Below are 13418 nucleotides of genomic sequence, written 5' to 3' on the forward strand. Positions count from 1 at the left end.
CTAAGCTCCAAGCATTTTTTTACCTTTGCCAAAAATCATTCAATCTATGGCTTTATCATCCTTAACAGCAGTCACGCCTATTGACGGACGCTATTACAATAACACCAATGAACTTTCGGCTTTTTTCTCCGAATTTGCTTTAATAAAATATCGAGTTCGTGTTGAAGTTGAATATTTTATCGCATTAAGTGAATCGGGTATCGCTCAATTGCAGCATTTTGACAACACATTGAACGAAAAATTGCGAGATATCTACCGTAACTTTTCCGAAGAAGATGCAATCTGGATCAAAAACACTGAAAAAGTTACCAATCATGATGTTAAAGCCGTTGAATATTTTTTAAAAGATCAATTTGAAAAACTAGGACTACAGGATCATCTTGAATTTATTCACTTTGGTCTGACTTCTCAAGACATCAACAACACCGCTATCCCTCTTTCATGGAAAGAGGCAATCAAAGAAAGTTATACACCGATCATTGAAGAATTGCTGCATGAGCTAAAGTCTTTGGCAACCTCTTGGTCGGCCATTCCAATGCTTGCCCGTACACACGGACAACCAGCATCTCCAACTCGTCTAGGTAAAGAACTCTATGTCTTTATCGAGCGTATCGAACGTCAGTTACAACTTTTACATACCGTACCTTATTCAGCTAAGTTTGGTGGGGCAACAGGTAATTTCAATGCTCATCACGTGGCCTATCCAGAGACCAACTGGGTTGCCTTCGGTAATAATTTCGTTAATAATATTCTAGGATTGGATCGTTCACAAACCACGACCCAAATTGAACATTATGACAACTTTGCTGCAAGTTGTGATGCATTAAAGCGAATCAATAACATCATCATTGACTTATGCCGTGATGTATGGACTTACATCTCCATGGAATACTTTAAGCAGAAAATCACTGCTGGTCAGATCGGATCTTCTGCAATGCCACACAAAGTCAATCCTATTGATTTTGAAAACGCAGAAGGAAATTTAGGGATTGCCAATGCGATATTCGAACATTTAGCCGCTAAATTACCTATTTCACGTCTTCAAAGGGATCTTACAGATTCGACTGTATTACGTAATATCGGCGTTCCATTTGCACATACCCTAATTGCTTTCAAATCGACATTGCGAGGTTTACGTAAGTTGATCTTAAATGAACAGGCGCTTGCGAATGATCTTGAAAATAACTGGGCAGTTGTTGCTGAAGCGTTACAAACGATCTTGCGCAGAGAAGGCTATCCAAAACCTTACGAAGCATTAAAAGATCTAACACGTACCAATACGCATGTGACCAAAGAGACCATTGCAACGTTTGTAGATAATCTCAACGTATCTGAAGAGGTAAAAGCGGAATTAAAGGCAATCAGCCCTTCTAATTACACAGGTGTCACTTTATAAGCTTTGACTTATAGATGACCTTAACAACGCTTGTTTTGATCTATCTTTGTTTGGAATAAAAATAAAATTTAAATGGCTACTATCAACGTATATACAGAATCTACTCCCAATCCTTCAACTATGAAGTTTTTGGTCAATAAGTTATTGATCAATGGTAGTGTGGATTTCCCAAATAAAGAAGCTGCACAAGATTCACCTTTCGCGCTGGAATTATTCAAATTCAATTTCGTAAACGGTGTATTTTTTGCAAGCAATTTTGTTACCATTACCAAAACAGAAGATGCGGAATGGGAAGATATCGAAGCCTTATTGAAAGACTTCGTAAAAGGTGCTGTAGAATCTGAGCTTGCGGTGAAAGCTGTGCATCATGATACGGAAGTAAACTTTGAAGGAACAGAAACAGAAGTGAAAATACAACAAGTATTACATGATTATGTAAGACCTGCTGTTGAACAAGATGGTGGTGCTATTCATTACAAATCTTTCAACGAAGGTATTGTAACTGTTGAGCTAAAAGGCTCTTGTAGTGGCTGCCCTTCATCAACGATCACCTTAAAAGCTGGTATCGAAGGTTTATTGAAGCGTATGGTCCCAGGTGTGACAGAAGTTGTTGCCGAAGCAATGTAATCATAGATAACATAAGAATTTTTAAAAGGATTCAGCAATATGAAATTTTGCTGAATCCTTTTTTATAGCTAATTGTATCTAGTATGCCCTAATAGGGGATTTATTTTTTGCACAAACAGGTGCTGTGAGCATCACTCTTTAGTCACATCGAATGAATCTTTCAATGGTAGATTAGCAGATGAATTTCCAATAAAGATTTCAAATTTCCCAGGCTCTACAGTCCATTTATTGTATTGATCCAACAACTCAAGATGCGCCGGTAAAATTGAAAACTGGACAGACTTTTTCTCACCGGGATTCAATTCGATTTTTTCGAAACCACGCAGATCCATCTCGTAAGTTGTTACAGAAGAAACAACATCCTTGATATAAAGTTGAACGACCTCTGCTCCTTTTCTTTTTCCGATATTCTGTACATCCACTGTAACTGTCAGCGAGTCTGTCGGTCGAATTTGCTTTTTATTCAGACGCAAATTTGAAAATTGAAAATCAGTATAACTTAAGCCATAGCCAAAAGGATAAAGAAATCCAACAACGCGACTATTTCCCCAGCCATTGGGACCAACACCGGGTTGTCCCGCTTGTGCCGCAGGCTTGGTCGGGAAATTCATTTCGATCTGTCCAACAGATTTAGGAAATGAAATCGGAAGCTTTCCGCTCGGATTATACTCACCAAATAACATATCTGCTACAACGTGTCCAGATTGACCACTTAGAAACCAAGTTTCGACAATAGCAGGTAAGTATTTATTTTCCCAATTGACAGACAATGGACGTCCATTAACGAGTACCAGAACGATAGGTTTTCCTGTTTCTTTTAACTTCATTAGGTAATCACGTTGTTTACCTGGTAGATTGAGATCTGAGCGAGACCGGCTTTCTCCAACTTCACGTTCCGATTCTCCCATGACAGCAATAATCAAATCAGACTCATTCCCTAGGCGTACACCTTCGGTCATGCTTTCGATTTCCTCTTTAGACAGATCTGTTGGGATAATTTCACTTTCGGGCCAGTTCTTATCGACAACATCCACCCCTTTCGAGTAGTTTACTTGGACTGCTTTCCCTTTAGCATATTCGATAATGCCATCTTTAATAGTTGTAATTGGATTATTGGATGGCCCATAACGACTTGTTGTATAATTTGTTGCTTCGGCCATAGGGCCCGTCACCAAAATCCGCTTATACTTATTGACATCTATCGGTAATAGCTGCTGCTCATTCTTAAGCAAAACAATGGATTCTCTATTCACTTGTAGGGAAATATCCTCATCTGCCTGTGTATGGATTTTCTTGTCCGCCAATGTTGTGTTGTCGACAAGCGGATGATCAAATAATCCTAACTTAAACTTGACAGTCAATACTTCCCGAACACGTTGATCCAATACATTCATATCAAGCCCGCCTTCGTTGATAAGTTCCATCAATGGTGTCAGATATGTACTCGGTGGATCGAAATTCGTCCGGACATTGAGTCCTCCCGCTAACGCTTGTCGTATTGCATCTTTATAGTCTACAGCAACATGATGTTTACTGTTGATAAACTCCAGCGCCTCACTATCCGAAACTATATATCCTTCAAATCCATAATCCTTCCGTAGCAAATCTTGCAGAAAATATTTACTTGACGAGACCGGTACACCATCATAGTCATTGTAACTACTCATAATACCCATTGGTTTAGCCTCTTTGACAACCCGTTTAAATGGATATAAATGAAGTTCATGCATTTCACGAAAACCAACATGTGGATCTGTCCTTGCATTTCCATCTCGCCCTCCCTTAGGTACTGAATAAACGGCATAATGTTTCAATGTTGACGCAACACCATTTTGCTGAATACCCAAGACAGCCTGTTTACCCATTTCTGCGATATGAAAGGGATTTTCACCATAAGTTTCCACAACACGTCCCCATCTTGGATCTCGGGAGACATCTAGAATCGGGGCATAGACATTGGTATATCCTAAATATTTCGCTTCTCGCCCCACTATTTCACCTGCACCCCGCACCAATTTGGTATTCCAGGTGCTTCCAATATTAATCGGAGCCGGTAGTGGCGTCGCCCGATCATGGTTGAGACCGTGTATTCCCTCATTAGTAAAATCAACTGGAATACCTAGCCGGGTATGTTCGATAAACCACTTTTGTACATTATTCAATGCAACAGCATGGCGGCTGAAGGGATAAGAAAAAGAGCTTTTTGCGGACTTATTATAGGCAAGACTATTTAACATCTCGTCTATGTTGGCTAATCCATGTTTCCAAATCTCATTGTCCCAGGCAGCTGTAGGTTGTTCATCCTTCAATACTCTTCCATAACCATAGAGTGTGACGGTTTGATTGGCCTTTTCCTGCGTCGTCATCTGGCTCAACAGATCCTCCACTCGACTTACTACGGATTGTTTGGGATCTTCATAGATATCCTTTTTACCATTTTTGTTGAAGTCAATCCAATCTTTATGGTAAACGGGTTTATCCTGAGCAAAAGAATAGAAGTGTAGTACGGAAAATGTCGCAACAAACAGAAAACGTTTAGATTGATTAGGCATCATCTTGAAAATTGTGGGTTTTATAATTAAAAGCAAGGTACAAAAAAAGTTAACATGAAAAGGTCTAAAATTGAAATGGTATCCGTTCGCAAGCTAAGGACCTATTTAACCAAATAGCTATGCGTATCACCATAAAGCCCATACTAAATAAAGAAATTCACTTTTTAACAAGCATCTAGCTTAAAAATAGTTAACTTTACGACCAATTGTGAAACCAACAAAAAAAATGAGTGCAGATATTAACAAACTAGAACAAATTGCATCACAAGTAAGACGTGATATCGTACGTATGGTACACGCTTGTCAATCAGGACACCCAGGTGGTTCTTTAGGTTGTACAGATTACTTTGTGGCGCTTTATTTCAATGCAATGAAACGTAATCCTTCCTTTGATATGGACGGAAAAGGAGAGGATTTATTCTTCTTGTCAAACGGACACATTTCACCTGTATTTTACAGTACATTGGCACATGCGGGTTATTTTGAAGCAAGCGAATTGGCAACATTCAGAAAAATCAACTCCAGACTACAGGGGCACCCAACGACACACGAAGGTCTTCCAGGCATCCGTATTGCGTCAGGATCTTTGGGTCAAGGATTATCCGTTGCTATCGGTGCCGCACAGGCAAAAAGATTGAATAAAGACAATAATCTAGTTTATGTATTAATGGGTGATGGTGAATTGCAGGAAGGCCAGGTTTGGGAAGCTGCAATGTATGCACCACACAACAAGATTGACAACTTGATTGCGACTGTTGATTACAATAATGCACAGATAGACGGATCGACAGATCAGGTACTGTCATTAGGCGATCTTCACGCAAAATGGGAAGCTTTTGGCTGGGATGTGATGGAAGTGACTAAAGGAAATGATATGGCTTCAGTAGTTGCGGGCTTGGAAGAAGCAAAATCACGTACCGGAAAAGGTAAACCAGTGGTTATCTTATTGCACACAGAGATGGGAAAAGGTGTTGATTTCATGATGGGTTCTCATAAATGGCACGGTGTTGCTCCAAATGACGAACAATTGGCGTCGGCATTGAATCAACTTACTGAAACTTTAGGAGATTACTAGAAATGAAAAAATATACTTACACAGAGTCAAAAGATACACGTTCAGGTTTTGGTGCTGGCTTATTGGAAGCTGGAAAACAAAATGAAAATGTAGTAGCATTATGTGCTGATTTGATCGGTTCATTAAAAATGAACGATTTTATCAAAGAATTCCCAGAACGCTTTTTCCAAATCGGTATTGCTGAAGCAAACATGATGGGCATCGCGGCTGGACTTACTATTGGTGGTAAAGTTCCTTTCACAGGTACTTTCGCCAACTTCTCTACAGGCCGTGTTTATGACCAAATCCGTCAATCTATCGCGTACTCAGGCAAAAATGTAAAAATTGCTGCTTCTCATGCAGGGTTAACCTTGGGTGAAGATGGTGCTACACACCAAATTTTGGAAGACATTGGATTGATGAAAATGTTACCTGGAATGACTGTAATCAACCCTTGTGACTTCAACCAAACAAAAGCAGCGACTATTGCGGCGGCAAAATTTGAAGGTCCGGTTTATTTACGTTTTGGTCGTCCGGTAGTTCCTAACTTTACTCCAGCTGATCAAGAATTTGTCATCGGAAAGGCAATCTTATTGAATGAAGGTACAGATGTGACCATCATCGCTACAGGTCACTTGGTATGGGAAGCCATCCAAGCGGGTGAAAAATTAGCAGAATTGGGTATCAACGCCGAAATCATCAATATCCATACGATCAAACCGTTGGACGAAGAAGCGATCTTGAAATCAGTTGCTAAAACGAAATGTGTTGTGACAGCTGAGGAGCACAACCGTCTTGGTGGATTGGGCGACAGCGTTGCACAGGTATTAGCCAAAGAATTACCGAGACCGCAAGAATATGTAGCGGTCAACGATAGTTTTGGTGAATCAGGTACTCCAGCTCAACTCATGGAAAAATACGGTTTGAACGCTGACGCTATCGTTGCTGCGGCTCAGAAAGTAATCAAAAGAAAATAACAAAACTACACAGGTCAATATATGGATGACGCTTTAATTATAGCAAAATTCGCCGAAGAAAGTACGCGAGAAGAAGCTTTCCGTTTATTGTTGAAAAAATATCAGCAAAAGATTTATTGGCATGTGCGAAGAATGGTAATCGATCATGATGATGCAGATGATGTCGTTCAGGATATTTTCGTCAAGGTATGGAAGAACCTCGGGAACTTCCGTGAAGACTCACAATTGTATACCTGGCTATATCGCATTGCAACAAACGAATGCATTACATTCTTAAATAAAAAAAAGCAAAAGCAGAACGTGTCGTTGGATGACGACACGACTGCTTACTTAGCAGAGACACTTGCTGATGGCAATTACTTTAATGGCGACAAAGCTCAAATGAAATTGCAACAGGCTTTATTAACATTGCCAGAGAAACAGAAATTAGTTTTCAATATGAAATATTTTGAAGACATGAAGTATGAAGAGATTTCTGATGTACTCGGTACAAGTGTTGGTGCATTAAAAGCATCTTACCATTTGGCAGTAAAAAAAATAGAGGCTTTTTTTAACAACCACGATTAAACCTTTTAGCGAAATTCGGTTCTAACAAATACTATGAAGGAAAATAGCACATATCATGATGGGCTGGAATCTAATCATCTTCCAGAATCATTGCGTGAAAATCCTTTTGGCGTGCCTGAAAATTATTTCAGTGATTTAGAATCTAAAATAATAGCGCAAGTCAAATGGATAGAATGCAACGATGATTCTGTATTTGAGGTTCCTGAAGGATACTTTGATTCGCTCCCTGATGTTGTGCTGAGCAAAATAGCAGCTGACTCTCTCAAAGCTCAGGTCGCTGGAGATGGCTTCGCTATTCCTGAACAGTATTCAGATAAACTAACAGAAAATATCTTTCATCGAATTTCGGAAGAAAACTTAAAAGAAAAAATCCAATCGGATGGTTTCGACCTTCCTGTAAATTATCATGCGGATCTTGAAGACGCTATTTTCGCTCGTGTTGCAGAAACAGAATTGAAGGAAGTTATTTCAACAGATGGTTTCGGCCTTCCTGTAGAATATCATTCAGATCTTGAAGATGCTATTTTCGCTCGTATTGCGGAAGCAGAATTGAAGGAAGCTATCTCAACGGATGGTTTCGATCTTCCTGTAAATTATCATGCGGATCTTGAAGAAACTATTTTTGCTCGTGTTGCGGAAGCAGAATTGAAGGAAGCTATCTCAACGGATGGTTTCGACCTTCCTGTAGATTATCATGCGGATCTTGAAGAAACTATTTTTGCTCGTGTTGCGGAAGAAAAATTAAAAGATACGGTTCCTATCACAGGTTTTGACCTGCCAGCACATTATTTTGATACGCTTTCAGACAAAATTATCGGGGCTATTCAGGGTATAAAAGAAGAAAGAGATTCAACTCCGATCCGTCGCTTAGGAAAGCCAAAAAAATGGTATACCCGATATGCTGTGGCAGCTTCGTTCACAGCCATGTTAGGTCTAGGTGGATATTGGGGCTATCAATTCCAGCAGCAAAATACGATCGCACAAGATAATGTAGCCGAGGAACAGCTCAGTCAACATTTGTCTGAAATACCCAAGCAGGAAATTATTAATTACCTTTCGGCATCGGCTTCAGGTGATGACATAATATATATGTCCCAATATACGGATGAAACAAATCTTCCAACGAAAGGATTTGGTACTAACATATCTAAACAAGAGATAGAAGATTATCTAAACTATACCTTATAATGATGTTCAACAAAAAAAACATATGGATAACATTGTTCTTTAGTATATTTTCTATTGCCTTGGGCTTTGCGCAAGACAAAAATCGATTTCAAGCTATTGAAAATGAAAAGATAGCTTATATTACTAAGGAACTAGATTTAACACCCAAAGAAGCACAGCAATTCTTCCCACTCTATAATGAATATAGCCAAACATTATGGGATATCCGGAAAGAAAAACTGAATGGAGCCCCTAAAAACAGTTTTAGAGGAGGATCGAGGGATGTATTGCAATATGATGCCAAAGAAGTACAGATAAAAAAGGAGTACCGCGCAAAATTTGCCAAGGTGATAGGCAACGCCCGAGCTTCACAATTCTTTGAAGTAGAACAGGAGTTCAGGGAACATCTCTACAAATCTTTACAAAATAGGAGGAAATAATCTCAAAAATAAAAAAGAAGTCTTGAAGACTTCTTTTTTATTTTCGGACATTTGTATAATCATGCTAAGCAATAGAGAATTATTTTTGATGAACACTGCTCAGACCTCTAGCTCACCTAGATTGGTTGAAGTGGTTAAGGCCGAAGGTGTCTACCTTTATGGGCCAAATGGGGAAGAATATATGGATCTTGTCTCCGGTTTTAATGTGAGTAATATCGGGCATCGTCACCCCAAGGTACTCGAAGCAATAAAGGCTCAGCTCGATCAATATTTGCATGTCACCGTTTATGGTGAATTTGTACAAGCTCCCCAAGTCCAGTTTGCGACAGAACTACTGGCGGAATTACCTTCAAATTTTCAATCAGTATACCTGACCAACAGTGGTGCAGAAGCTGTCGAAGGGTCTATGAAAATAGCCAAGAAATATACTGGGCGGAGACAGATTATCGCTGCAAAAAAGGCTTACCATGGAAGTACACAGGGTGCACTTAGCCTTATCGGGAACGATGATTATCGTAAGGCTTATGCTCCACTCCTTCCAGAAATAGACTTTATTAGGTTTAATGACCCACAAGACTTAACGAAAATTACAACTGAAACAGCTGCTGTGATCCTGGAGGCTATTCAAGGAGAGGCTGGTGTCAGAGTCCCCGATGTGGCCTATATGCAAGCGGTAAGAAAACGTTGTGACGATACTGACACCTTGTTGATTTTCGATGAAATCCAGACTGGTTTTGGTCGTACAGGAAAACTGTTTGCTTTCGAACATTTCGGTATTGTACCTGATATCCTAATGTTGGCCAAAGGCATTGGTGGCGGTATGCCATTGGGCGCTTTCGTTGCCGCTAAAGAAGTAATGGATGTCATTAAAGACAATCCGATGTTGGGTCATATCACCACATTCGGAGGACATCCCGTGAGCTGTGCTGCCGCACGTGCATCACTCGCAGTGATCAAATCGGAAAAACTAGTTGAACAGGTAGCCCATAAAGCCAACTTATTTAGGGAAAAGCTCAGCCATCCAGCAATTAAAGAAATCCGAGGTCAAGGCCTTATGATGTGCTTACAGTTGGACAACTTTGAGCAGGTTTATAATGTCAGTAAATACTGTGCGGAACATGGTGTTATGATTGACTGGTATCTTCACTGTGAAACAGCACTTCGTGTGGCTCCACCATTGACCATTACGGAAGCTGAAATTGAAAAAGCCTGTAACATCATTATAAAAGGTTTGGAAAAGTATGCTTAAAGTATGTAACTTTAAGCATAACAAAAACCTAATAATGAGCACAAACCGAAGATCATTTATCAAAAAAAGTATCATTGGCGCCGGTCTTTTGACTGGAGCCAATTTATTGGGCAACGAAGCTTATGCCTATGAGGATAGTTTCAAATCTTCAAAAATAAGTTTGAATGACGAAGATGTCATCCTATTTCAGGGGGATTCCATTACGGATGTAGGCCGCGATAGGAATAACAGAAATCCCAATGACACCAAGGCCCTAGGTCAGGGTTATGCCTTGTTGGCTGCAAGCGAATTATTGAATAAATATGCCGCAAAGAAACTGAAGGTTTATAATACTGGAATTAGTGGCAATCGTGTTCCCGACCTTCAAAAACGTTGGGCGGAGGATACATTGGCATTCAAACCAACTGTATTAAGTATCTTGATCGGCGTAAATGATTTTTGGCGAACGATAGACAGCGGAGCCAAAACGACTGTTGAAGAATATAAGTCACAGTACCAACAATTGTTGCAGGAGACATTACAAAAACTTCCGAATGTTAAACTGATTATTGGAGAACCTTTTGCTGTAAAAGGGGTAGGCCATATCACGGATGCTTGGTACCCCAAATTTTTAGCTTATCAGGAGACCGCACGTAATGTTGCGAAAGAGTTCAACGCGATACTCCTTCCCTATCAAAAAATCTTTGACAATGCCCAAAAGACTGCCCCAGGAGCCTATTGGGCAGCGGATGGTGTGCACCCTACCCTTGCTGGAGCGCAACTGATGGCAGCAGCATGGATGGACTGTATAAAATAGTATAAAGAGAAAACTATACAAAAAGTAAAAGCCCCTGAGAATTGATTACTTCAAAAGAGGTTTTAAGGGGATATAAATAAAACTAAAGAAAAGCGGGAGTATCCAAAAAGATTGGATATTCCCGCTTTTTAATATATCATATTCTAAATCTCTTTATAGGGTGTTTTTTGTAGATTAGGAAGAAAATAGGCGACGACACCGATTAAGGGTAAATACGAACATAGATGGTAAATAAATTCGATGGACGTATGATCCGCCTGCCATCCGAGTACCGCAGACCCGATTCCCCCCATGCCAAATGCAAATCCATAAAACAAACCAGAAACCATACCCAGCTTCTTAGGCAATAACTCCTGTGCATATACGATAATTGCAGGAAAGGCAGATGACAATATTAATCCGATGATCACAATCAGTATCCCGGTCATTGTGAGGCCAACATAGGGTAAGGCCAATGCAAAGGGGGCCACCCCTAAAACGGAAAACCAAATCACATATTTCCGTCCAAAACGATCTCCGAATGCTCCACCTAGCAAGGTCCCCACCGCAACGGCAATCAGAAAATAAAACAGGTACACCTGTGCTTCCACCTCATTGATCCCAAACTTTTTCATCGTGTAAAACTGAAAATAATTAGTAATACTTGCGATATAGAAATATTTGGAAACGATTAACAACAATAGGATAATGACAGTTGCAACAATTCGTGAATTGGGAAGATCTGGAACACGAATATTCCTTTTTGTTGATCTCGAAACATTTGCAAGTCGACGCTTATACCAAGTACCGATATAATAGGAAATAAACTGGCCAACAAGTGTAAATAAGCACATCCAGGCAATAGCCTGCTGTCCTCGAGGTAAGACCAGAAAAGCAACTATAATAGGTGCTAGAGCTGTCCCTGCATTCCCACCGATCTGAAAAATGGACTGTGCCATACTCCTTCTGCCACCTGAGGCCATGTAAGCCACACGTGAAGACTCTGGATGGAAAATTGAGGAGCCAATCCCCACAAGAAAAACGGAGAACAATATCCATGCATAACTATGTGCCTGGGAAAACAACAACATACCCACAAGCGAAAAGGACATACCGATAATCTGTGAATATGGAACAGGATGTTTGTCCGTAAATGAGCCGACAACAGGCTGAAAAATTGAAGCGGCAATCTGATATACTAATGTAATCATCCCCACTTGAGAAAAACTCAGGTGATGCTCTTCTTTTAATAAAGGGTATGTGGCAGGAATTACAGCCTGAATAAGATCATTCAGCAGGTGCACCATACTCACGGCAAACAAAATAGAAAAAATAGGTCTAGTTTCATTTTCTTTGATCATGATTTCGCTTTAAATTAAAAAGGTCGATTTATTCAAATCAACCTATATATCTGCATTTATTTATAATACACGTACCAACAGTCCTTTAAGGTATTCTCCTTCCGGAAAGGAGGCCCTAACGGGATGATCTTCGGGTTGATGGAATTGCCGAATAAACTGTATCTCTTTACCAGCGTCCAATGCGGCCCAGGCAAGCACCTGTTTAAAGGTATCCATATCCATCGCTCCGGAACAAGAGAATGTCGCCAATAACCCACCGCTATTCAACAGCATTAAACCCCGACGATTTAAATCTTTATAAGCCCGTGATGCTCTTTCCAAAGCTGAACGGGAAGGTGCATACTTTGGTGGATCTAGGACGATCAAATCGAATTTTTCGCCCTCATCTACAAACTTACGCAATTGCTTATTGACGTCAGACAATATTGCTTTATGCCGACTTGGCTCAAACCCGTTTTCGGCAACATTTTTTTCAAGAGTTTCAATCGCCAACGCAGAGCTATCTACGGACACAACTTCACTTGCACCAGCTTTTAAGCTATTCAGTGTAAATCCCCCAGAATAACAGAAACAATCCAATACCCTTTTATCAGCAACATATTGCGCTGTCAATAACCTGTTCTCACGTTGGTCACAATAGAAACCTGACTTTTGCCCATCAATGATATTTACCTTATAATGAAGGCCATTTTCGATGACGTCCACGAATTCAGGTGGTACCTCGCCAGACAAAAGACCATTTGTATCTGGTAGCCCCTCATGCTCACGAGATTTCAGATCACTACGTTCATAGATTCCAGTAGGATTTAACAGCGTATTTAGCTCCGCAATAATGATATCTTTAACCTTTTCTACTCCTACAGAATGGACCTGAATAGAAATAAAATCAGCATACTTATCCACGATTAATCCCGGAAGAAAGTCTGCCTCGGCAAAAATCAAACGAACGGTATTGGTAATGCTTTCCTGCAGCAAATGTTGTCTAGCTGCCATCGCCTTTTGAATACGGGTGCGCCACCAATCCGCATCAATCTGAGCTTGTGGATTCCATTCCAGTAAACGGATGGCCACCCGCGAACTATTGTGAAACAATCCGTACGCAATAAACTCACGCTCGGCATTGTATACCCCTACAATTTCGCCATCTTCAATCTTATCGGACAATGATTTAATTGCTCCGGAAAATACCCAAGGATGCAATTGCCAGGCAGCTTTATCCTTACCCTTATTCAAATAAACTGATTTCATTACTG

At 40.2% G+C, this 13418-nt stretch carries 12 protein-coding genes; 9 read left to right on the forward strand and 3 right to left on the reverse strand.

The window, feature by feature from the left end; all coding sequences use genetic code 11:
* The first annotated feature begins 46 nt into the window (after positions 1-46).
* Together purB and M2408_RS26310 are read left to right on the forward strand one after the other, a co-directional pair.
* The gene (purB, locus tag M2408_RS17910; protein ID WP_259184263.1) at positions 47-1396 is read left to right on the forward strand and encodes an adenylosuccinate lyase; all 1350 of its coding nucleotides are present in this window, start codon (positions 47-49) and stop codon (positions 1394-1396) included.
* 72 nt (positions 1397-1468) lie between these two features.
* Positions 1469-2023, forward strand: coding sequence for a NifU family protein (locus tag M2408_RS26310; protein ID WP_120262262.1), 555 nt, complete (start codon positions 1469-1471; stop codon positions 2021-2023).
* A gap of 131 nt (positions 2024-2154) precedes the next feature.
* Here the strand turns inward: M2408_RS26310 and M2408_RS17925 are convergent, their stop codons facing one another.
* Complete coding sequence (locus M2408_RS17925) at positions 2155-4578, reverse strand: glycoside hydrolase family 3 N-terminal domain-containing protein (RefSeq protein WP_259184270.1); 2424 nt, start codon at positions 4576-4578, stop codon at positions 2155-2157.
* 223 nt (positions 4579-4801) lie between these two features.
* On the opposite strand from M2408_RS17925, the gene M2408_RS17930 reads away from it, so the two are divergent.
* From M2408_RS17930 to M2408_RS17960, 7 genes are all read left to right on the forward strand, one after another.
* Positions 4802-5650, forward strand: coding sequence for a transketolase (locus tag M2408_RS17930; protein ID WP_259184273.1), 849 nt, complete (start codon positions 4802-4804; stop codon positions 5648-5650).
* A 2-nt stretch (positions 5651-5652) separates the two neighbouring features.
* On the forward strand, positions 5653-6606 hold the full coding sequence (locus tag M2408_RS17935; RefSeq protein WP_259184281.1) for a transketolase family protein: 954 nt from the start codon (positions 5653-5655) through the stop codon (positions 6604-6606).
* 21 nt (positions 6607-6627) lie between these two features.
* Positions 6628-7173: an RNA polymerase sigma factor gene (locus tag M2408_RS17940; protein WP_077437639.1), complete on the forward strand. Its 546-nt coding sequence runs from the start codon at positions 6628-6630 to the stop codon at positions 7171-7173.
* 33 nt (positions 7174-7206) lie between these two features.
* A complete protein-coding gene (locus M2408_RS17945; RefSeq protein WP_259184291.1) occupies positions 7207-8361 on the forward strand; it encodes a hypothetical protein in 1155 nt (384 codons plus the stop codon).
* On the forward strand, positions 8361-8780 hold the full coding sequence (locus M2408_RS17950) for a hypothetical protein (protein WP_259184299.1): 420 nt from the start codon (positions 8361-8363) through the stop codon (positions 8778-8780). The genes M2408_RS17945 and M2408_RS17950 overlap by 1 nt, the downstream gene beginning before the upstream one ends.
* Before the next feature lie 61 nt (positions 8781-8841).
* Complete coding sequence (locus tag M2408_RS17955) at positions 8842-10029, forward strand: aspartate aminotransferase family protein (RefSeq protein ID WP_259184301.1); 1188 nt, start codon at positions 8842-8844, stop codon at positions 10027-10029.
* A 34-nt stretch (positions 10030-10063) separates the two neighbouring features.
* Positions 10064-10825 carry an SGNH/GDSL hydrolase family protein gene (locus tag M2408_RS17960; protein ID WP_259184303.1) on the forward strand — a complete coding sequence of 254 codons (762 nt, stop codon included), beginning with the start codon at positions 10064-10066 and terminating at the stop codon, positions 10823-10825.
* A gap of 143 nt (positions 10826-10968) precedes the next feature.
* Here the strand turns inward: M2408_RS17960 and M2408_RS17965 are convergent, their stop codons facing one another.
* Both M2408_RS17965 and M2408_RS17970 read right to left on the reverse strand, forming a co-directional pair.
* The gene (locus M2408_RS17965) at positions 10969-12165 is read right to left on the reverse strand and encodes an MFS transporter (protein WP_259184305.1); all 1197 of its coding nucleotides are present in this window, start codon (positions 12163-12165) and stop codon (positions 10969-10971) included.
* A 60-nt stretch (positions 12166-12225) separates the two neighbouring features.
* Positions 12226-13413, reverse strand: a complete 1188-nt coding sequence (locus M2408_RS17970; RefSeq protein WP_259184307.1) for a class I SAM-dependent rRNA methyltransferase — start codon at positions 13411-13413, stop codon at positions 12226-12228.
* Between the last annotated feature and the right edge of the window lie 5 nt (positions 13414-13418).

It is taken from the genome of Sphingobacterium sp. BIGb0165 (assembly GCF_024810095.1).
In the GTDB taxonomy this organism is placed as follows: Bacteria; Bacteroidota; Bacteroidia; order Sphingobacteriales; family Sphingobacteriaceae; genus Sphingobacterium; species Sphingobacterium detergens.

What these genes read in the sequence shown, in the direction of transcription:
- M2408_RS26310 (WP_120262262.1), top strand. Translation starts at nt 1,469, where the DNA reads ATGGCTACTATCAACGTATATACAGAATCTACTCCCAATCCTTCAACT.
- M2408_RS17970 (WP_259184307.1), bottom strand. Translation starts at nt 13,413, where the DNA reads ATGAAATCAGTTTATTTGAATAAGGGTAAGGATAAAGCTGCCTGGCAA.
- M2408_RS17940 (WP_077437639.1), top strand. Translation starts at nt 6,628, where the DNA reads ATGGATGACGCTTTAATTATAGCAAAATTCGCCGAAGAAAGTACGCGA.
- M2408_RS17960 (WP_259184303.1), top strand. Translation starts at nt 10,064, where the DNA reads ATGAGCACAAACCGAAGATCATTTATCAAAAAAAGTATCATTGGCGCC.
- purB (WP_259184263.1), top strand. Translation starts at nt 47, where the DNA reads ATGGCTTTATCATCCTTAACAGCAGTCACGCCTATTGACGGACGCTAT.
- M2408_RS17925 (WP_259184270.1), bottom strand. Translation starts at nt 4,578, where the DNA reads ATGATGCCTAATCAATCTAAACGTTTTCTGTTTGTTGCGACATTTTCC.
- M2408_RS17930 (WP_259184273.1), top strand. Translation starts at nt 4,802, where the DNA reads ATGAGTGCAGATATTAACAAACTAGAACAAATTGCATCACAAGTAAGA.
- M2408_RS17965 (WP_259184305.1), bottom strand. Translation starts at nt 12,165, where the DNA reads ATGATCAAAGAAAATGAAACTAGACCTATTTTTTCTATTTTGTTTGCC.
- M2408_RS17935 (WP_259184281.1), top strand. Translation starts at nt 5,653, where the DNA reads ATGAAAAAATATACTTACACAGAGTCAAAAGATACACGTTCAGGTTTT.
- M2408_RS17950 (WP_259184299.1), top strand. Translation starts at nt 8,361, where the DNA reads ATGATGTTCAACAAAAAAAACATATGGATAACATTGTTCTTTAGTATA.
- M2408_RS17945 (WP_259184291.1), top strand. Translation starts at nt 7,207, where the DNA reads ATGAAGGAAAATAGCACATATCATGATGGGCTGGAATCTAATCATCTT.
- M2408_RS17955 (WP_259184301.1), top strand. Translation starts at nt 8,842, where the DNA reads ATGCTAAGCAATAGAGAATTATTTTTGATGAACACTGCTCAGACCTCT.